Below are 20,278 nucleotides of genomic sequence, written 5' to 3' on the forward strand. Positions count from 1 at the left end.
GCCGGGTATGGATGGCGATCACGAGGAGCGAAGATGTCTAACAACACCTACAGCATTTCTGAAATTGTCGGAACCTCAACAGAAGGCGTCGACGCGGCCGTCCGGAACGGAATAGCCGACGCCGCCAAAACCCTGCGGAACCTGGACTGGTTCGAAGTCAAGGAGATCCGCGGCCACCTCGAGAATGGCCAGGTGGCCGACTGGCAGGTCACGCTCAAACTCGGATTCCGCCTGGAACGGGAGTAGATCCCGCCGCATAGTAACGGAGATCAGTGATGCGGCGCCGGCTGTTGTTCAGCGGCGCCGCATCACTTGCTTAATCCTGGCCGGCAGCGCTGCGCCGCCACACAGTGGGGACCCCGCGGAAGGCGGGAAACACCTGTCCCTCAAAGAAGGCATGGGCCTCGTCCGGCGAGCCCGCGGGTGTCCACATTCCCGACGCCGGGCAGTGGGTTCCGGTGGAAGCTGAGGGCGTCTGGCGTTCCCGGAGCAGTGCGATGCGTTTCATCGTTGAAGGTCATCCTTAGTTTTGGAGGGCGGGAGAAGTTCTCCCCCAAGGCTAGGAAAAGCGGCGCCGGGGCCCAATGGACGAATGGATAAAATACTCTGGTCCTGCTGGGCAGGGGTACAGGAGTTCCGGGTGTCCGCGCCAAGGCTGCCAAGCAGCGCCAGCGCATCCGCTGAAGGCGATCCCGGCTGGGCCGAATAGACGCGGAGCGTCTGGTCGGCGTCGTCCGGCAGCACCAGGTTTTCGAAGTTCAGTTCAAGGTCACCCACCTCGGGGTGGTGAAGGCGCACACTGCCCGCCGAACGGGTGGCCACCCGGTGCCCTGCCCACCACTGGCGGAAATGTTCACTCCGCACTGCCAGCTCCCCCACGAGCTGGTTGGCCTGGGCGTCATTGGGATGCCTTCCGACGTCGAGCCGGAGGGCGCCTGCCGCCTCCGCCGTCACCGTCTTCCAGTCGAGGAACAGCTCCCGCGCCCGGGGGTCAAGGACCAGCCACCGGGTGAGGTTCCGCTCGGCAGACGGCAGCTGCGGGAAGTCCGCAAACAGCAGGAAGGCCATCCGGTTACCGGCCAGGACATCAGTCCTGCGCCCGAGGACAAGGGCTGGCACGTCGCCCACGGCGTCCAGGAGTTGCCGAAGCCCGGACCGGATCGCTTGGACGGGCAGGGGCGACCGCGACGACTCTGCGCAGTGCTGGATGAGGTTCATCATGTGGGCCTGTTCGCCGGCGTCGAGCCTGAGCGCCCGCGCCACTGAATCCAGGACGGCACGCGACGGGTGGATGTTCCTGCCCTGTTCGAGCCTCGTGTAGTAATCCGTGCTGACGTCCGCCAGCCGGGCGATTTCCTCCCGCCGCAACCCGGGCACGCGCCTCGCGCCTGTGCTGCCAACGATGCCCACGTCCTCCGGTTTCAGCCGTGACCGCATTGCCCTCAGGAATTTGCCGAACTCGGCGCTCTGACCCATGGCCTCCATTGTGCCTGCCCCCGCGCACCGTTTCTACAACGTAGGTAGGACTGGTAATCCTAGGAAAAACAGGGAGAGCCATAGCTGCTGACTCCGGAGCCCGGGGTGCATAGGCTCGGAAGGAGCCCCGCGCCCCATCCTGGCGCCTGGCGTACCCAACATCACGGATTATCAAGCCGCACCATAAAGGAGAAGACATGCAGCAGACTCCCGAGCCCACAGTTCACGGGACGGGTACAGGTTCGGTCCCCCAGGCCCTTGAGATCCCGCAGGTCGTCCTCAACAACGGTGTTCCCATCCCGCAGCTGGGATTCGGTGTTTTCCAGGTACCCCCGGAGGAGACGCAGCGGATCGTCGAGGACGCCCTGGAAGCTGGCTACCGCCACATCGATACCGCGGCGGCCTACCGGAACGAGGCCGGGGTGGGCGCTGCGATTGCCGCATCCGGCATCCCGCGCGAGGAACTCTTCATCACCACCAAGCTGCGCAACGGCGAGCAGGCCAATACCCGGGAGGCGTTCGAGAACAGCCTAAAGGCGCTGGGGCTGGACTTCGTGGACCTGTACCTGATCCACTGGCCAGTGCCTTCCCAGGGCCTCTACACCCAGGCCTGGAAAACACTGGAAGAGATCCATGCCACCGGCCAGTCCCGGGCAATAGGCGTCTCAAACTTTCTGGACGAGCACCTTGACGCCGTCCTGGCCGACGCCGACATCGTCCCCGCGGTGAACCAGTTCGAGCTCCATCCGACCTTCCAGCAGGCCCCGCTGGCGGCCACGAGCCGTTCCCACGGGATTGCCGTTGAGGCCTACAGCCCGCTGGGCCAGGGTGCGGATCTGGACGCACCCTCGGTAACAGGCCTCGCAAAGGAACACGGCGCCACGCCCGCCCAGATCGTGCTCGCCTGGCACCTGGCAACCGGCAATATCGTTATTCCGAAGTCCGCCGACTCTGCACGGATGCGGGAGAACCTCGCGGCAGCAGCAATCCGGCTAACTGCGGAGGACGTGGAATCAATCAACGCGCTGGAGGCCGGATCCCGCATTGGCGCTGACCCTGCCGTGGCCGCGTTCTCCCAGCTCTGACCCCGCTTCCCGGCTCCAGCGAAAGGACGAACCATCCATGGAGTACACCCATCTGGGCCGTTCCGGCCTCAAGGTTTCCCGGCTTTGCCTCGGCACCATGAACTTCGGCCCGCAAACCGAGGAATCCGAAGCGCACGCAATCATGGACTCCGCCCAGGAGTCCGGCATCAATTTCTTCGACACCGCCAACGTGTACGGCGGGTCGGACCATCGCGGCTGGACAGAGGAGATCATTGGCCGCTGGTTTGGGAAGGGCGGCGAGCGCCGGGAACGCACGGTGCTGGCCACCAAGCTCTACGGCACCATGACAGACCGGCCGAACGAGTCAAAGCTGTCCGCGCTGAACATCCGGCGCGCCCTCGATGCCAGCCTGAAGCGTCTGCAGACGGATTACATCGACGTCTACCAGTTCCACCACGTTGACCGGAACACGCCGTGGGACGAGATCTGGCAGGCCGTTGAAGTGGCCATCCAGCAGGGCAAGATCCTGTACTCGGGCAGCAGCAATTTCGCTGGTTGGCACCTGGCGCAGGCGCAGGAAGCCGCCGCCCGCCGCAACTACACCGGCCTTGTCAGTGAGCAGTCGATCTACAACCTGCTGACCCGGAACATTGAACTGGAGGTCATTCCCGCGGCCCAGCAATACGGGATCGGGATCATCCCCTGGTCGCCGCTGCACGGCGGGCTCTTGGGCGGGGTGCTCAAAAAGGAGCACGACGGCGTGCGGCGGCTGGCCGGGCGGGCAGCGGAAACGCTGGAAAAGCACCGCGACCAGATCCTGGAGTACGAGGACTTCGCCGGGGAGCTCGGCCATGAACCCGGCGACGTTGCACTCGCGTGGCTGCTACAGCAGCCCGGGATTACCGCACCCATCGTCGGTCCCCGCACGCAGGAACAGCTCGGCGCCGCCATCCGGGCTTTGGACGTGACACTGAACGATGATGCGCTCAAGCGCCTGGATGGCATTTTCCCCGGCCACCGCACCGCTCCGGAGGACTACGCCTGGTAACCCGGGCCGCTTTCTGCCGGGCCCCGGAGTCGCCTGCTTAACGGGCGGGCGGCCGCTGGGGATCCTCCAGGGCAGGCTCGTCAGGCTCGCCGTCACGGCCGGTGGGTGGCCCCGGCTTGTCCTGGGGAGGAACTGCGGGTGCTTCCAGGGGCGGGTCCTCGTTGGGGTCGAACGGAAAGCCTGCGGGTGAATCATTTTCAGGCTGGTCCGGCGGATTCTGCTCCGGATCGGCGGGCGTCTCGCTCATGGTTTAGATCCTTTGCTGTCTCGGAGTAACTGCTGGACGGAAAGGCCCGTGCTCCCGCACGGGCCCGCTCCAAGCATTACCAGCGGCAGTCAACGTAAGTCCATAGTCACCAGGCTCCGCGGCGGGCGCCGACGCCGTTAGGCGGGGCAGTCGCTTCTGCAGGTGCCCCTCAGTTCACCATTTCGGTGCTGGAGTGCCGGCCGGTCCTCTTGCCGTCGCTTTGCTCCAGTTCCACGACGTCCCGGCCAAACGAAGCAGCCAAAGCCACCAGCGCCAGGACAACAGCGGCCATGCCGATTCCACCGGGTACGCCGGGCGTTAGTGCCAACAGCAAGGCGAACGGCTGAAAAGCGCCGATAAGCTTACGCAGCCTCTTCACAGGCAGCGTCCGCTTTAGTTCAGGCCGGAACCATCCGGCGACGACGAATGCGTACCACATCAGCCCGATGGCCAGGACCCACGGGCCCACGGCGGGAACAGCCGCACAGGAGAGCACGAGGACAAGGGCCGCATCAGTCTGGACATCCAGCCGGCCTCCCGCCGGGTTCGCGCACTCCAGCCGCCGTGCAACGGTCCCGTCAACCGCATCAAGAACGAATGCTGCCGCTCCCAGCACCACCAGCGGCATGCCGGGAGCGGTTCCGGTGAGCAGGGCGGGAACGGTTGTCGCCGCACAGCACGCCACCAGGACGGCGCGAAGCAGGGTAACGCGGTCCGCAGCCGTGGTCAGCAGCGGCCTGCGATTGAAAACGGAGGCCGCGGCATTTGCCATCACAACAAATCCGGCGCCCAACGCGGCGAGGAAATACGCTGTTTCAGCTTGGGCAGCGGTCAGGATCCAACTCCCGGACACAAGGAAACAAGCCATGGCAACGGCAACGTCCACCACAGCGCGCCTACTGAGCAAGACCTGCATGTGCCTCCTTGCGCTCATGGCAACAACAGGAGGCCCATTGGCATTCCCGACCTGACCTCGGGAGATAGCAAACGGGTCTGGGCAAACTGGCCCCGATAGGAAAGACTCTTCGGCATGGTACAAGCACCATTAATCGGGCTGAACGACGGCAACCGGATTCCCCAAATCGGCCTGGGCACCTGGCCGCTGAATGACCGGGAGGTGAGTGACGCCGTCGTACGCGCTGCGGAAGCCGGGTACCGGCATATCGATACTGCCGTGCGATACCGCAACGAGGCCGGCGTCGGATCCGGTATCCGGGCCAGCGGCCTGGATCGGAGCGAGTTCTTCATCACCACCAAGCTGGACGGGGAGTTTCAGGGTGGAGACCAGGCCATAGCCGGCCTGGAAGGTTCCCTGAAACGCCTGAACCTGGACTACGTGGACTTGCTCCTGATCCACTGGCCACTCCCCCGCCGCGGAGAATTCATCTCCACATGGAAAACTTTTGAGCGGCTGCAAAGGGAAGGAAAGGTCCGCTCGATCGGCGTCTCGAACTTCAAGCCAGCCCACCTGGAAGAACTGATGTGGGAGACGGATGTTGTGCCGGCCGTGAACCAGATCCAGCTCAACCCCTCGATAACCCGCTCCGCCGACTGCATCTACAACGAGCGGCATGGGATCGCCACAGAATCGTACAGCCCCCTGGGGGCGGGATCTGGGCTGCTGTCGGCCCCTGTACTGGCCAGAATCGCCGGCAAACACGGGCGGACAGTGAGCCAGGTGGTGCTGCGCTGGCACGTCCAGCAGGGTCTCGTAGCCATCCCCAAATCAGCTGACCCCCAGCGGATGAAGGAGAACATTGATGTCTTCGACTTTGCCTTGGATGACGAAGACCTGACCGCCATCAGCACCCTCGATGAAGGCCCCGAGGCGGGTGTGAATTCGGACGTCCAGGGCCATTGAAGAATAGCTCCGGACGCGGGCTTACCGCGGATCCTCCCCGCGGGGCGGCTGGAAGCCGACTGGCAATAAAATAGTAAGCATGATTAGTATTGAGCAGAAGGACGAAGCGTACCCGGCAACCCGGGTAACTCCTTTAGATGAAGAAGGAACGATAAAATGGGTTTTTTCGCATTTCTGATTCTTGGCCTTATTGCCGGAGCCATCGCTAAGGCCATCCTCCCCGGCCGGCAGGGCGGCGGCATTTTCATCACGCTGCTGCTCGGTGTGGTGGGCGCTATTCTCGGCGGCTTCATCGGCAGCGCGCTCTTTGGCGTGGGCGTCAACGAGTTCTTCTCGCTGTCCACATGGCTGCTGGCGATCGGCGGCGCTCTGATTGTCCTGCTGGTCTACGGCATGATTACCAAGCGCACCGCACGCTAGACGGAGCAGTGCGGAAACCGGCTCCGGGAACCTCCGGGGCCGGTTTCCCACCCCCATGGCCCGTACGGGCTGAACCAAAACCGAACAGATCCCCCTAAAGAGCAGGAGATCATCATGAAATCCAAACTTCTCTTCGGCGCCGGAATCGCTGCAGGCTATGTGCTCGGATCGAGGTCCGGCCGGGCAGCGTACGACAAGCTCAAAGCACGGGCCGCAGGAATCTGGGACAGCAAGCCGGTCCAGGACAAGGTCACGGCAGCTACTGAAGCGGTCAAGGAAAAGGCCCCGGAGGTCGGGGACCAGCTGGCGGAAGCCGCGCGCCGGGCGGGAACCGTTCTCGGCTCGGCCATGCACCGCGACACACACTCTGATGCTGCTTCAAGTGGTTCTGCGTCTGCCGGCACTTCTGCGGACAGCTCGCACGTGCCGGCCCACAGCACGCATCCGGAAACGGTGAACCTGGGGACCTCCGACGTGGAGACCGGTCAGGCCGGTGCCACCACCAACGTGAATCCGAATAAACAGTAGCTTCGGCTGCTGAAGCCTGCATCCAAGGCGGTGTGGGCAACAAGCAAAAATGTCAGCCCCCTCTGACAATCTTTTCCTGTGGAAGCTATCGGGGGAAATGCAGGCAGCGTCTCAGGCCGGGCAGCAGTGCCCGGCCTGAGTGCTGCCCCAATGCGCAGCGTCCACGCTTCCGGGCGTCCGGCTTTAGCCGGAACCGGCACCGCCGTTGCGGACACATCTTCGTCCGACGGCGGTGCTGCCGCCTCCCCTGACTTGAAGGCAAGCGTGGCCACGATCACGGCCTTAAATGTCAGTCCCCGCTGACAATCTAGACCTATGGAAGCTATCGGGGAGCATGGAGCGGACATCGCGGGCGGGACTGACGTCTCCGGCCTGAATGCTGCTGCTCCGCTGCGGGGCCGCGGGCTTCACAGCGTGCCGGCCGCGGCTTCCCCGTCCAGCGCCCGTATCGAGGGCACGTCCGACGGCGGCGCTGCGCTGGCAACTGCTGACCTGCGGGCGGGCCTGGTGCTCCTGGATTCCGCAGCCGCTGCGGCGGAGGAAGAGCTCGCCGCAGCCAGTTTCCCTGAAGCAGCCGACTTCGCAGAACTCACAGAACAGCTCTCCCGCCGCATCGAATACCTTCAGCTACAGGCTGCCGCGGCCGTGGAACGGACGCGGGCCGAGGCGATCAGCGCCGCCGAAGCAGCCAATCGCGCGGCCGGCTGGACCACAGGCTGGGGCAATGAACCCGAAACCGCTGCAGCCCCAGACGCTCAGCCCTCCGAGGCCGCCGCCGTCGGCAGCCCTGCTGAGGCCCCGTCTTCCGCTGACCCGCTGACGGTCCCTGCCCGCGCGGTGGCCTGGTCCCCGGCCGACGACGGGTCCCGCAACACGGTTGATTTCCTCCGCACCCGGCTTCGCATCAGCAGCGCCGAAGCACGCCGCAGGCTCGCCCTGGCCGGCGACGTGCTCCCCCGCACCGGACTCGCCGGCCGGCCCATGCCGCCCATACACGAGGAAACCGCGGCCGCGCTCACCGCCGGGATCATCTCCTCCCGCGCCGGCACCATCATCACCACCGCCCTGGACAAAGTCCGCCACATCCCCGATCCAGACGCGCTCGCCAAAATGGAACGCAACCTCACCCAAACCGCGATCGAAAACGACCAGGACTTCCTCACCCGCATCGCCCACCGCTGGATCGACGCCCTCGACCAGGACGGCACCGAACCCTCCGAAGAAAACCTCCGCCACCGCCAAGGCGTCTTCATCCGCCCCAAACGCGGCGGCCTCTACCACCTCGAAATCCACGCCACCACCGACCAATACGAAGTTCTCACCACCGCCATGAACACCGCCACCAACCCCCGCACCACCACACCCGACACCACCAGCGCCGCGGACAATAACGGAAGCGGCGCCGGCAACAACCTCCCCGACGGCGGCGGCAACGACGGCTATGGCGACGGCGAAAACACGGGCAGCGCCACCGCTGTCGACCTGGACGAGGCCTTCAACGCCCCTGCCCCGCTCCCGGATCTGGACCGGCGCACCCTGGCCCAACAACGCCTCGACGGCCTCGTCGGCGCCAGCAAGGCGGCCCTCGCCACCGGAACCCTGCCCGCCACCGGCGGGCTCCGCCCCCAGGTCATGGTCACCGTCTCCTACCAGGACCTCCTCAACAGCATCGAAGCCACCGCAGCCAATGGCCCCCGCTACAACAGAAACCGCGCCAGCACCCGGCCAACAAACAGCCCCGCACCAACAAACGACACCGGGCACACCACCACGAACCAGCCACCAGGCACCCCCGGCTGGCCGGCCACCGGTCCAGCACTCCTGCCGGGCACCTGGCAGGTCAGCCCTCCCGAACCGCTCGCAGCCACCACCCCGGACATCTGCCAAACCAGCGGTCCGGAATCGCCAACGGAAACCGGGCAAACCGGCGACGCCGGATCCTCGCCCGATTCGGCTACCGGCCAGGACAAGTGGCCCGGCGGCGAAAACCAGCCCGCCCCCGCCGACACGCTCTCCGGCATCAACCAGTCAGGCATCAATTCGCCAGGCATCAACTGGGCAAGCGCCGGGTTCAACGGCCAACCCGGCACACCCCCCGGCAGCGGGACCTTCACCTACACCGGCCCCGTCACCGCCTCCACCATCCGCAAAATCGCCTGCGACGCCGACATCATCCCCGTCCTCCTCAGCAGCCAAGGACGCATCCTCGACATCGGCCGCACCACCCGGATCTTCCCGCCCCACATCCGCAAAGCCCTCAACGCCCGCGACCAAGGCTGCGCCTTCCCCAACTGCACCATCCCCGCCACCTGGTGCGAAGCCCACCACATCACCTACTGGTCACAAGGCGGACCCACCAGCACCGACAACGGCGTCCTCCTCTGCACAGCCCACCACCACCTCATCCATAAAGAACAATGGAAAATCCACATCAAAAACGGCACCCCCTGGTTCATCCCGCCACCCCACATCGACCCCCGCCAACAACCCCGACAAAACCACCACCACAAAACATGAACACGCGGAATGACGCCGCGTTGAACGGCGGGCAGAGCCGGCCGGGCTAACGCTGCCACGGGCTGCCGGACGTTAAGTGCAGCCCAGACAGTGCTTACAGCTTGCCGATTACCACTGTTGCGTCCAGTTCAGCTGAGCAGGCGATTCGGGGGCCCAGTCCCCCACCGGCCATGGCCGCCGCAGTAAGAGGTGCCTGTCGCCGGCTGGTCTCGATGAGAAGGTGCCCGCCCGGACGGAGCCAGGCAGCCGCTTCCGCAATCACCCGGCGCTGGATGTCGAGCCCGTCCGGCCCTCCGTCAAGCGACACCCGTGGTTCATGAACGCGGGCCTCACGGGGCATGCTGCCGATGGATGCCGTGGGAACATACGGCGCATTCACCGCGAGAACGTCAACGTTCCCTCTGAGCCGGGCGGGCAGCGCCGCGTACAGGTCACCCTCATGGACCACGCCACCCAAGGGGAGGACGTTGAGGCGGGCACAACGCACGGCGGCGGGGTCGACGTCGGAAGCATGGACCTCAATGCCGGGCCACAGTTCTGCCAGCGCGGCGCCTACGGCTCCGGAGCCGCAGCACAGATCTACAACAACCGGCGCGGCGGACGAAACGGAATCCGCGGACGGCACGGGATCCGCGGGCGCAGTGCCGAGAAGTGAAGCAGCTTCGCGGACCAGCAGTTCCGTCCGGCGGCGAGGCACGAAAACGCCGGGCTCCACCCTGATCCGAAGACCGCAAAATTCAGCCCAGCCGAGAATATGCTCAAGCGGAAAGCCGTCGATCCGCCGCTGCACGGCGCTGATCAGCTCAGCGGGACCATGGCCCGCAGACAGGAGGAGGTCCGCTTCTTCTTCGGCAAAGACGCAGCCGGCGGCGCGCAGCCTGCCGATGACGGTGGAGCGGGAAAATGGCGATTCAACAGGCATGGAGGCGTCCTTCACTTGAATGATGGGCGCTCCGTGCATTCGTCCGGCTAGCCTCGGCGGAGCGGACGGCGGCGGGCAGGGAGAGCCCCAGCTGGCATTGCGTGGATTGTCCTCACCTCCCGGGTAGTGCTGCACTCAAAACTGGCACTGCAAAATTTATGTTATCCGACCCCGGATCCGGCAATTCTTGGCAGGATGGAACGATGACCCACAGCGGAAACCACACCCTTATCTGGACCGGCTCCTACACGGCGGACAGCGGAGGCCACGGAGCAGGCATCGGGGCCGTATCGTCCAGCGCTGACGGGACACTGACCTGGCTCGGGACAGCCGCAAAGGCGGATTCGCCGTCGTTCGTGGCAGTGCACCGCTCACTGCCGATGGTTTACGCCGTCGGGGAGAACGCCAAGACCGTCCAGGCGTACCGGCGCCGCGGAGAGTTCAGCCTCGAACCCGTCGGGGAGCCCTGGCCTGCGGGCGAAGCGGCCTGCCACGTCAACGTCGACCCCCATGGCAAGTTTCTGGTCGTCGCGTGCTGGGGCGACGGCCAGGTATTGCTCTACGAACTGGAGGACGACGGCGGCATCGCCCGCCGCCTTCCGGCGGCGCCATCCAGCGACCCGCACCGGGACGAGCGCCCCAGCCGGGCCCACGCCAGCCTGGTCCTCGCAGACGGACGCATCATGACCACGGACCTGGGCCACGATCTCCTCCGCGTATGGAACCGTGTCCCCGGGACTGGCCTGGTGCTGGACCATGAGCTGGTGCTTCCGAAGGACAGCGGGCCCCGCCACCTGGTGCAGCACCCGGACGGAACGGTCTTTGTGGTCTCCGAGTATTCCATCGAAGTCTTTGCGGTCCGGTCCGCCTCGGCAGCGGGAAAGTTCGAGCTGGCCGGCCAGGGGCCCGCTACGTCCGACGGCGCCAAAGAGGGTGATTCTGCCGCCGAAATTGCGTTGTCGGCGGACGGGCGGTTCGCCTATGTCGGAACCCGGGGAACCAACCGCATCAGCGTACTGGAAGTGACCTCATCCGCAGAGGGCAGCCTGCTCAGCCCGCTGGCCGATGTCCCCAGCGGCGGCGACTGGCCCCGCCACCACCTGGTCCGCGGCGAATGGCTGCACGTGGCCCATGAGCGGTCCCACGACATCACCACCTTCCGGCTGGACACCGCCACGGGTCTTCCGCATGGCCCCGTTCACCGCCTCGTTGCGGGTTCCCCCACGGCCCTGATTGTGGCAAGCTAAGCCGCAATCGACAAAGCCATTACAGCGTCAGTCATTTCCAATACGGCGTCATCACAGGGGGTGGTGGCCGGGCCTGCCTTGGCTGAGTCGGCAGTCTAACGCCGGGCCTCCCCGCCCGGACAAGCAGCGTTGCTTTGCGGAAGGTCTCACATGTTCACCGTCCCTCGCCTCCATCCGTCACGCCGTAACAGCGGGCCCACCAAGCCAGCCCTCGCAACCGTCGCAGCGGCGGGCGCGCTCCTCCTGCTCGCCACATCGGCCCCAGCTGCCCAGGCAGCCCTGCCAACCTCAGCTCCCGCCCAAGCGGCCGTCGCCGGCAAGAGCCCCGCGCCGCCGTCGGACCCCAAACCGTCTGGCACCAAACCCTCCGGCACTAAACCGGGAACAGCGGCCCATTCGCTCCGCGCTCCGGTCTCGGGCGAGAACTTCTACTTCGTCATGGCGGACAGGTTCAGCAACGCCGACGCCGGCAACGACGACGGCGGGCTGGGACCGGATCCGATGGTCTCCGGCTTCGACCCCACCCGCAAGGGCTTTTACAACGGCGGCGACCTGGCCGGCCTGCTCAACAAGATCGACTACATTCAGGGGCTGGGGACCACGGCAATCTGGCTGACGCCGAGCTTCAAAAACAAGGCGGTGCAGCGCGAGGACAACTCCGCCGGCTACCACGGCTACTGGATCACGGACTTCACCCAGATCGATCCGCACCTGGGCACCAACGCTGAGCTGAAAGCGCTTATCGACGAGGCACACTCCCGTGGCATGAAGGTCTACTTCGACATCATCACCAACCACACCGCGGACGTGATCGGCTATAAGGAGGGCGCCCGCACCGGCTACATCTCCAAGGACAAGGAGCCATACCGCACCGCAACGGGCGAACCCTTCGATGACCGGGATTTCGCCGGCAGCGCGGGCTTCCCCAAGCTCGACGCCGGGACCTCCTTCCCGTACACGCCCGTTCTTGATCCGGCGGAACAGAACCTCAAGGTTCCTGCCTGGCTCAACGACCTGACGCTCTACCACAACCGCGGCGACACCACCTTTGCCGGCGAAAACGCCTACTACGGCGACTTCTTCGGCTTGGACGACCTGTTCACCGAGCACCCCACCGTGGTGGCCGGCATGACGGAAATCTACGAGACGTGGATCCGGGACTTCGGCGTGGATGGTTTCCGCATCGACACCATGAAGCACGTCAATGACGAATTCTGGCAGCAGTTCGGTCCGGAGGTCCTGGCCTATGCGAGGGAGCAGGGCAAGGACGAGTTCTTCATGTTCGGCGAGGTCTTCGACACGTCCAAGAGCTTCACCTCCCAGTTCACCACCCGCAACAAGATGCAGGCCGTGCTCGACTTCCCGTTCCAGGATGCAGCCCGGAATTTCGCCTCGCGCAGCCAGGACGCGAAGCAGCTCAAGGACTTCTTCGCCGCGGACGACTGGTACACCGATGCCGATTCCAACGTCTACCAGCTGCCCACCTTCCTGGGGAACCACGACATGGGCCGGATCGGCAGCTTCATCAGCACCGACAACCCGGACGCGGATGACGCCGAACGCGTGGCCCGCGACCAACTCGCCCATGAGCTGATGTACTTCTCTCGCGGAAACCCGGTGGTCTACTACGGCGACGAACAGGGCTTCACCGGCCCCGGCGGGGACCAGGACGCCCGCCAGACGCTGTTCGCCAGCAAGGTGCCTGACTACCTCGATGACGACCTGCTCGGCACCACCGCCACGCACGCCACCGACAACTTCAATCCCGGGCATCCCCTGTACGCCAAGATCAGCGAGCTCGCGGCGCTGGCCAAGGAGCATCCCACACTCCGGAACGGGGCGCACCAGAACCGGTACGCCTCCGACGGGGCAGGCATCTACGCGCTTTCCCGCACGGACGCCACGGACCAGCGCGAGTACGTGGTGGCGCTGAACAACAGCGAGGAACCGCAGACTGCCGCTTTTCCCACGTACATCGCCAAGCGCAACTACAGCCTCATCTACGGCGATGCCGCCGGCGAATCCAGAACTTCCGCCGACGGCAAGTTGACCGTCACAGTGCCGCCGCTTTCCGCCGTCGTCTACCAGTCCTCCGGCCGGATTCCCCGTGAGAAGACGCCGCCTGCCGTCGCGCTGCAGCCCCCGGCCTCCGCGGCCGCCACGGGCACGTCCGCCGGAGACAACGGGCGGATCCAGGTGACGGCGGACGTCCACGGCAGCTCGTTCTACGAGGTCACCTTCGAGGCCAGGATGCCCGGCGGCCAGTGGGAGCGCGTGGGCACCGACGACACCGCACCCTACCGCGTGTTCCACGACGTCACGGCGCTCGATCCGGGCACTGCGGTGGAGTACCGCGCGGTCGTCCTGAACAATGCAGGCCGCTCGTCGGTCAGCGCTGCCCGCTCCGCCGTGGTGCCGGACCCGGTGCTGACCATCCAGCAGCCTGCCGAGGGCAGCACCGTGGAGGGAGACGTGGAAGTGGTGGCCACGGCGGATCCGGAAAGGGCAAGCCGCGTGGTGCATTTTGAGCGCAGTATCGCGGGCGGACCATGGACGGCCATCGGATCCAATGATGAGTCGTCGCCCGCCTACACGGTCATCGACGGCCTGGCGGCGCTGGACCTCGCCGATGGAACCGAAGTGCGGTACCGGGCAAAGCTCAGCGGATCAAGCGTGGTGAGCGACGTACGGACGGTGGTGGTCGGCGCCACGCCGCAGCCCGACTCGGTCACCGTGGCGGGAAGCCTGAACAGCGAGATGGGCTGCCCGGGTGACTGGCAGCCCGAGTGCAGGGCCGCATTCCTGGCCTTCGATCCGGCTGACCGCCTGTGGAAGCTCACGGCCGACCTTCCGGCCGGCCGGTACGAATTCAAGGCCGCCATCAACGGCTCCTGGACTGAGAATTACGGCCAGGACGGCGCCCTGAACGGCTCCAACATCGTGCTGGATCACGACGGCGGCCCTGTCACCTTCCGGTACAGCCACACCACGCACCTGATCACGGCCGGCTAGGGACCGGGGCTCCCGCCTGCCGGGCGGGAGCCCCGGACGTCACTGCCGCATTGCGTCTTCGACAGCCGAGAGCAGGGAGTTGAACCGCTCGTCTTCCTCCAGGCTGTCGATCAGCACGGGGTCCCCGTCGGAGTTGGCCAGCGGCACCTGCCAGTTGGGGTACTGGGCCGAGGTGGTCCCGGGCTGGTTCTGCACCCGGCGTTCGCCGACCGCGTCCACCAGCGCCACGCCGAGAAGGACCGACGGGGTTTGCGCGAGCAGGCGGTGCAGGGCCTCGATCCGCTCCTGTTCGCTGCCGGCATCGCCGGACGGAAGCAGGCCCCGCTGCCTGAGCAGGTCCATCATTTTCTCCAGCTTGGCATTGTGCTCCAGGCGCTCGTCCTCGGCCGAGCGCTGCAGCAGCCCCAGCTCGTTGCGCAGCGTCACGTGGTCCCCGGCGAGGTAGCCGGCGGTTGGCGGGAGGTCGTGCGTGTTCACGCTGGAGAGCGCCTGCAGCCGGTACTTTTCGGGCGGCAGCGGGGCGTCGCCGTCGTTCTCAAACCACAGGATCGACGTGCCCAGGATGCCGCGTGCCGCGAGGTAATCCCGGACCCACGGCTCGAAGGTGCCGAGGTCCTCGCCGATGACCACGGCTCCGGCCCGGTGCGCCTCCAGGGCAAGAATGCCGATCATGGCGTCGTGGTCGAACCGGACATAGGCGCCGTCCGCCGGGGAGTTTCCTTCCGGCACCCACCAGAGCCGGAAGAAGCCGAGGATGTGGTCCACCCGGATGCCGCCCGAATGCCGGAGCACCGTGGCGAGCATCTCCCGGAACGGCTTGTAGCCGGCTTCTGCAAGCCGGGTGGGGTGCCACGGCGGCTGGTGCCAGTCCTGCCCCAGCTGGTTGTACATGTCCGGCGGTGCGCCGACGCTGACGCCGGGCGCGAGGACGCCCCGGAGCGTCCAGGCATCGGAGCTCTGGAGGTCCACGCCGACAGCGAGGTCGTTGACCACGCCCAGGCGCATGCCGGCCTTGCGGGAGGCGGCCTGGGCGGCCTCGAGCTGTTCGTCGCAGAGCCACTGCAGCCAGCGGTGGAACTCGATCCGGTCCGCCAGTTCGCCCCTCAGTTTCTCCGCGAACGGCGAGCCGAGCGCAGCTGTTGGGTCGATCCACAACGGATCATCGGCGTCGAGGTCCTCACGGATGGCGCACCAGAGGGCAAAGTCGTCCAGGCCGGCGCCGGCCAACCGGCAGTACTCCTCGTACGCCCGCTGCCGTGAGGGCGAACGGCTGACACCAGATATCAGCTCAAGCGCTGCGAGCTTGGCGGCGTAGACCTTGTCCCGGTCCAGCCGCGTGGCGTCCTTGTTCAGCTTCCGCGACTGCTTCATGAGGCTGTGGACGAGGGACTGCTTCTTCGGATTCAGGTACGCCAGCTCCGGAATGGCCTCAATCCGGAGGTACAGGGGGTTGAAGAACCGGCGGGTCGACGGGGAATACGGCGACGGCTCCAGGGGCGGCACGGGATCAGCCGCGTGCAGGGGATTCACCAGCACGTAGTCGGCCCCGTGCGCGCCCGCCACCGCCGCCAGCTCGGCGAGGTCGGCAAAATCGCCCACACCCCAGGACCGTTTGGAACGGACGGAGTACAGCTGCGTCGCCAGGCCCCAGCCCCTGCGCTGCTCGAGGCCGGCAGCCGTGGCCAGCCGGGCGGGAGTCACCACCAGCGTCGACTCAGCGGCAACCCCGGCCGCCTCCGCATGCAGCGTATGCCAGCCGAGCCCGGTGTTCTGGGGTACGGCGAATGTGGCCCGACCCGTCAGGATGCCGTCCACTTCACGTGGCTCCGCCCATTCGTCCTCCTGGACGGCGTCGAGCCGTCGCCCGTCCTCGGTGACGGCCCAGACACGGACGGATGATCCGTGCGGGACATGGACGAACACCTCCCCGGGTGTCCCCTCCTGAAGCACGACGGCGGGCGGCAGCATCCGCCGCCAGGGCGCCAGTTCCGCTTCGGCCAGTTCGTGCTCAATGAGCTGGTCAGTGTCCGCGTCGACCCCCAGCGCGGCCAGGACGCGGATCAGGGTACCGGCCGCGACCTCATACGGTTTCCCGTCCCACCCCTGGTAGGTGGTGCCCACACCGTACGCCTCAGCCAGCCAGCGCAACAGTTCGGGATTGACCGCGGTGTTGGCTGCCGGTGCTTCATTGCCCAGCGGCGTTTCAGTGGGAGAGCTTTCAGGGGAATGGGTTCCAGGGGAAATCCCGTGCTGCTGGCTGGGATCCTTCATATGTCCGCCTCGTCTGCTGTTATCGGCCCGAAACTAACGCTGCTGCCCGTCGCGGCCGGCCGCTTTCAGCGCCCCCGCAACTGCTGGTTCCGATTATTGCAGGCTGCGCCGGTTCCATGGCTCAAGCCGGAGCGACTCAAGCGGCAGTGCAGGCCTTCTGCAGTTCCTGGACCGATTCGCCGGGAACCTGGTCGCCGGCCTGCGCGATCGCCTTCAGGGGAACGGTGATTTCGGCCGGCACGCCTGCCGTCTCCGCGCCGGCGACAAGGCCCGTCAGTGCAGCCTTGTCCGAGGCGCTCACCAGGCCGTCCTCGATCAGCTTGCAGATCTGGCCCTTCACCTGCTCGGCCGCCGCGTTGGCAACCTGGGACGCCGCCGAGCTCGCCGCGTTCTGTGCTGCTTCCTCAGCCTGGGCGCAGCCCGTCAGCAGGACGGCGGCGGAAAGCATGGACATGGCGAGGAGGCTGCGTTTCATGTTTCCACCCTAACAAGGCCGGTTTCGACGCAGCTCAACACTCCGTTCCTGACAACGGTGTCTGGGCGCAGGGAGGTTCATTCTCAGGGGAACGAACACTGGAAATTCAGGCGCAGGGATCCGTTGACTTGTCTTGCGGACATCCCCTAGCGTTCCACTCACTGACAACGTTGTCTAACGCCCGGGAGTTTGAGGTAAGGGCAGAAGGCACGCGCGATGAAGGGCGACCCCAGCACAATGCATCAGAAAAAAATCGGCAGCCTCCAACTATGTACCGCGCTGACCGCGGCAGGGCTCAGCCTGGCCGCGGTTCTGGCCGGAGCAGGAACAGCCGCGGCCGCAGGGACTGCCGGCGACGAGCAGTTCCGGCCGGCCTACCACTACACGCCGCAGCAGAACTGGATGAACGATCCCAACGGGATGGTGTTCTACAAGGGCGTCTACCACCTCTATTACCAGCACAATCCTTTCGGCAACCAGTGGGGCAACATGTCCTGGGGCCATGCCACCTCTACGGACCTCGTGCACTGGAAAGAGCAGCCACTGGCCATCGCCACGGACGACCAGCAGGACATCTTCTCCGGCAGCGTCGTGGTGGACAAAAACAACACCTCGGGCCTCGGCACAGCAGAGAACCCTCCCCTGGTGGCCATCTTCACCAGCGCCTACAAGGATGCCTCGCCCTACAGGGGGCTGCAGGCGCAGTCCCTCGCGTACAGCGTGGATGAGGGCCGGACCTGGACCAAGTACAGCGGCAACCCGGTACTCAACCGCAACTCCGCCAACTTCCGCGACCCGAAAGTGTTCTGGTACGACTCCCCCGGCGGGGGCGGCTACTGGGTGATGGCCGCCGTCGAAGCCACGGAGCACAAGGTGGTGCTGTACAAATCCGGCAACCTCAAGGACTGGACACGGCTCAGCGAGTTTGGTCCGGCCAATGCCACGGGCGGCCTGTGGGAATGCCCGGACCTGTTTCCGCTTGCCGTCGACGGCGACCCCGCGAACGTCAAATGGGTGATGGTGGTGAACATCAACCCCGGAGGCGTGGCCGGAGGCTCGGCCGGGCAGTACTTCGTGGGCAATTTCGACGGCACCACCTTCACGTCGGAAACCACGAAGCCCAGTGGCGCGTTGCCGGCAGGCACATCCCTGGCAGGCTTCAATGACGGCACGTACAACGGCTGGACGGTCAGCAACGAACCCGGCAACCTGAAAGAGGGGCCGTTCGCCGGAGCCCCGGCCTCCGGCACGCTCGCCGGCCAGAACCCCGTCACCGGCTTTGCCGGCGCCGGGCTGGTCAATTCGTTCAACGACGGCGACTGGCCGGTGGGATCAATGGACTCCCCCGAATTCACCGTGGACAGCGACTACCTGAACTTTCTCGTGGGCGGCGGCCAGCACCCGCGGGTTTCGGACAAGCTGGACAACACCCCGCCGCCCGGGGACCTGCTGTTCAAGGGCTTTGAGGTCCCGGACGGATCCACGCTGGCCGACGCCGGATGGGCAGGAACCGGGGACCTGGAACCCCGGTTCCAGCCGGCAACCGCCGGAGGCGACTTCTATATCGGTGCCAAACGGATCAACACGTTTGAGACGGGCGGGGCACCCGGCGACGACAGGCAGGGAACCCTGACGTCGCCGTCGTTCACGGTAAACCGGAACTTCATGAGCATGCTGGTGGGCGGCGGACACCGCACGGCAGGTTCCGGGCAGACGCTGGAAGTCCAGCTGCTGGTGAACGGCACCGTGGTGCGCACCCTCGCCGGGGACGACGCGGGCGCCCTGAACTGGAAGGGCTGGGATGTGTCCGAATTCGCGGGACAGCAGGCACAGCTGCGGGTCGTGGACCAGGCCACAGGCGGGTGGGGACACCTCACACTGGACCACGTCATGCTGACGGACCAGGCCGCAGTGCCCCGTTCCGACGAGACCACCGTCAACCTCGTGGTGGACGGCAAGGTGGTCCGGACGGCCACGGGGGCCAACAGTGAGGTCCTGGACTGGGCTTCGTGGAACGTTGCCGAGTTCCGGGGGCGGCAGGCCAGCATCCGCGTCGTGGACAACAACCGCTTCGGCTGGGGTCACATCCTGGCGGACGAGTTCATCGCCTCGCCGCGGCCGGCCACGCCGAGGCTGCAGACCTATGACTGGCTGGATTATGGCCGGGACTACTATGCGTCCGTGTCCTTCAGCAACATGCCTCAGGACAAGCGCGTCATGCTCGGCTGGATGAACAACTGGGACTACGCCAACAGCATCCCCACCTCGCCGTGGCGCAGCGCCATGTCGCTGCCCCGCGAAGTGGCACTGACGCAGACGGCCGACGGTCCGCGCCTGACGCAAAAGGCGGTCCAGCAGGTGGATGGCCTGGGCACAAAAGAAACCTACGCGGAAAAACGCGCCCGGAACATTCCGGCCGGCACCCATCCGCTGCCGGCCGCCGCGTGGGGCGACGTCCAGCGGATCGACGTGACCTTCTCCCCCGGCTCAGCGTCGAAGGCCGGGATCACGGTGCTGGGGAACGGCGGCAAATCGACCGTCATCGGCTATGACAAGGCCGCCGGAGAGCTGTACGTGGACCGGAGCAACTCCGGCAGCACGGACTTCCATCCGCTCTTTGCCTCGGTTGAGGCCGCCCCTGTGACCGTGGATGGCAGCGGCAACGTGACGCTGCGGATCTATGTCGACCGGTCCTCCGTGGAGGTCTTTGCCCAGAACGGCCTGCGCACCATCACGGATCAGGTCTTCCCGGAACAGGCCGCTTTCCAGCAGGACGCCAACCAGGTGGCGCTCTTTGCCGAAGGCGGCACCGCCCGGCTGAAGTCGCTGTCTGTCACGCGGCTCAGCCAGTCCATGTTCCAGGCAGCCCAGTTGCCGGCCAGGAACGGGAAGTAGAGGCCAGGCTGCAGCCGGTCTAGTGGACCGGCTGCAGCCAGGTCAGCACCGAGCCGTCCTCCTCGATATGGTCCGCGAGCTCCCCGTTGAACCGGGCGCCGTAATCGGCGGTGATGTGCTCCTGGAACGCTGCAGCGTCCTGATAGACCTCGAACACGAAATACTCCCTGGGATTGTTTTCCCGGGTGTACGGCAGGAAGAGCTGGTTGCCCGGCTCGCTGCGAACCTGTTCGGTGAGCTCGCGCATCATCTCGGCAACGCGTGCTTCACTGCCGGGCTTGACCGTGAATTCGGCGTAGAGCGTCTTGGTCAT

At 65.9% G+C, this 20,278-nt stretch carries 18 protein-coding genes; 10 read left to right on the top strand and 8 right to left on the bottom strand.

The window, feature by feature from the left end:
* Positions 1-33: 33 nt before the first annotated feature.
* Complete coding sequence (locus tag BWQ92_RS08370; RefSeq protein ID WP_076799103.1) at positions 34-246, top strand: dodecin; 213 nt, start codon at positions 34-36, stop codon at positions 244-246.
* Positions 247-316: 70 nt separating this feature from the next.
* On the opposite strand, the gene BWQ92_RS08375 is transcribed toward BWQ92_RS08370, so the two are convergent.
* Positions 317-508, bottom strand: coding sequence for a hypothetical protein (locus tag BWQ92_RS08375; protein WP_076799104.1), 192 nt, complete (start codon positions 506-508; stop codon positions 317-319).
* A complete protein-coding gene (locus BWQ92_RS08380; RefSeq protein WP_083706446.1) occupies positions 505-1,476 on the bottom strand; it encodes a helix-turn-helix transcriptional regulator in 972 nt (323 codons plus the stop codon). Before BWQ92_RS08380 ends, BWQ92_RS08375 begins: the two co-directional genes overlap by 4 nt.
* A gap of 263 nt (positions 1,477-1,739) precedes the next feature.
* On the opposite strand from BWQ92_RS08380, the gene BWQ92_RS08385 reads away from it, so the two are divergent.
* Together BWQ92_RS08385 and BWQ92_RS08390 are read left to right on the top strand one after the other, a co-directional pair.
* Entirely contained in the window at positions 1,740-2,561 is an 822-nt protein-coding gene (locus BWQ92_RS08385; RefSeq protein WP_076803603.1) for an aldo/keto reductase, read from the top strand.
* Positions 2,562-2,598: 37 nt separating this feature from the next.
* Positions 2,599-3,570 (top strand): aldo/keto reductase, encoded by a 972-nt coding sequence (locus BWQ92_RS08390; protein WP_076799105.1) that lies wholly within the window; start codon positions 2,599-2,601, stop codon positions 3,568-3,570.
* 37 nt (positions 3,571-3,607) lie between these two features.
* On the opposite strand, the gene BWQ92_RS08395 is transcribed toward BWQ92_RS08390, so the two are convergent.
* Both BWQ92_RS08395 and BWQ92_RS08400 read right to left on the bottom strand, forming a co-directional pair.
* Positions 3,608-3,817, bottom strand: coding sequence for a hypothetical protein (locus tag BWQ92_RS08395; protein WP_076799106.1), 210 nt, complete (start codon positions 3,815-3,817; stop codon positions 3,608-3,610).
* Between the two features lie 169 nt (positions 3,818-3,986).
* Positions 3,987-4,733: a CDP-alcohol phosphatidyltransferase family protein gene (locus tag BWQ92_RS08400; protein ID WP_076799107.1), complete on the bottom strand. Its 747-nt coding sequence runs from the start codon at positions 4,731-4,733 to the stop codon at positions 3,987-3,989.
* 114 nt (positions 4,734-4,847) lie between these two features.
* On the opposite strand from BWQ92_RS08400, the gene BWQ92_RS08405 reads away from it, so the two are divergent.
* The 4 genes from BWQ92_RS08405 (at position 4,848) to BWQ92_RS08420 (ending at position 9,143) form a co-directional block, all read left to right on the top strand.
* Complete coding sequence (locus tag BWQ92_RS08405) at positions 4,848-5,678, top strand: aldo/keto reductase (RefSeq protein ID WP_076799108.1); 831 nt, start codon at positions 4,848-4,850, stop codon at positions 5,676-5,678.
* Between the two features lie 156 nt (positions 5,679-5,834).
* Positions 5,835-6,098, top strand: a complete 264-nt coding sequence (locus BWQ92_RS08410; RefSeq protein WP_076799109.1) for a GlsB/YeaQ/YmgE family stress response membrane protein — start codon at positions 5,835-5,837, stop codon at positions 6,096-6,098.
* Positions 6,099-6,212: 114 nt separating this feature from the next.
* On the top strand, positions 6,213-6,626 hold the full coding sequence (locus BWQ92_RS08415) for a hypothetical protein (protein ID WP_076799110.1): 414 nt from the start codon (positions 6,213-6,215) through the stop codon (positions 6,624-6,626).
* 315 nt (positions 6,627-6,941) lie between these two features.
* A complete protein-coding gene (locus BWQ92_RS08420) occupies positions 6,942-9,143 on the top strand; it encodes an HNH endonuclease signature motif containing protein (RefSeq protein WP_076799111.1) in 2,202 nt (733 codons plus the stop codon).
* A 94-nt stretch (positions 9,144-9,237) separates the two neighbouring features.
* Here BWQ92_RS08420 and BWQ92_RS08425 read toward each other — a convergent pair whose 3' ends face one another.
* Positions 9,238-10,065: a putative protein N(5)-glutamine methyltransferase gene (locus BWQ92_RS08425; RefSeq protein ID WP_076803604.1), complete on the bottom strand. Its 828-nt coding sequence runs from the start codon at positions 10,063-10,065 to the stop codon at positions 9,238-9,240.
* Positions 10,066-10,268: 203 nt separating this feature from the next.
* Here BWQ92_RS08425 and BWQ92_RS08430 point away from each other — a divergent pair, with 203 nt between their 5' ends.
* Together BWQ92_RS08430 and BWQ92_RS08435 are read left to right on the top strand one after the other, a co-directional pair.
* Positions 10,269-11,312, top strand: coding sequence for a lactonase family protein (locus BWQ92_RS08430; protein WP_083706251.1), 1,044 nt, complete (start codon positions 10,269-10,271; stop codon positions 11,310-11,312).
* Between the two features lie 150 nt (positions 11,313-11,462).
* Positions 11,463-14,324 (top strand): alpha-amylase family glycosyl hydrolase, encoded by a 2,862-nt coding sequence (locus tag BWQ92_RS08435; protein ID WP_076799112.1) that lies wholly within the window; start codon positions 11,463-11,465, stop codon positions 14,322-14,324.
* 39 nt (positions 14,325-14,363) lie between these two features.
* On the opposite strand, the gene malQ is transcribed toward BWQ92_RS08435, so the two are convergent.
* Both malQ and BWQ92_RS08445 read right to left on the bottom strand, forming a co-directional pair.
* Complete coding sequence (malQ, locus tag BWQ92_RS08440; protein WP_076799113.1) at positions 14,364-16,595, bottom strand: 4-alpha-glucanotransferase; 2,232 nt, start codon at positions 16,593-16,595, stop codon at positions 14,364-14,366.
* A gap of 136 nt (positions 16,596-16,731) precedes the next feature.
* Positions 16,732-17,070: a hypothetical protein gene (locus tag BWQ92_RS08445; RefSeq protein WP_076799114.1), complete on the bottom strand. Its 339-nt coding sequence runs from the start codon at positions 17,068-17,070 to the stop codon at positions 16,732-16,734.
* A 237-nt stretch (positions 17,071-17,307) separates the two neighbouring features.
* On the opposite strand from BWQ92_RS08445, the gene BWQ92_RS08450 reads away from it, so the two are divergent.
* Positions 17,308-19,965, top strand: a complete 2,658-nt coding sequence (locus tag BWQ92_RS08450) for a GH32 C-terminal domain-containing protein (protein ID WP_236783153.1) — start codon at positions 17,308-17,310, stop codon at positions 19,963-19,965.
* Positions 19,966-19,984: 19 nt separating this feature from the next.
* On the opposite strand, the gene BWQ92_RS08455 is transcribed toward BWQ92_RS08450, so the two are convergent.
* Positions 19,985-20,278: a putative quinol monooxygenase gene (locus tag BWQ92_RS08455; protein ID WP_076799116.1), complete on the bottom strand. Its 294-nt coding sequence runs from the start codon at positions 20,276-20,278 to the stop codon at positions 19,985-19,987.

It is taken from the genome of Arthrobacter sp. QXT-31 (assembly GCF_001969265.1).
Lineage (GTDB): Bacteria > Actinomycetota > Actinomycetes > Actinomycetales > Micrococcaceae > Arthrobacter.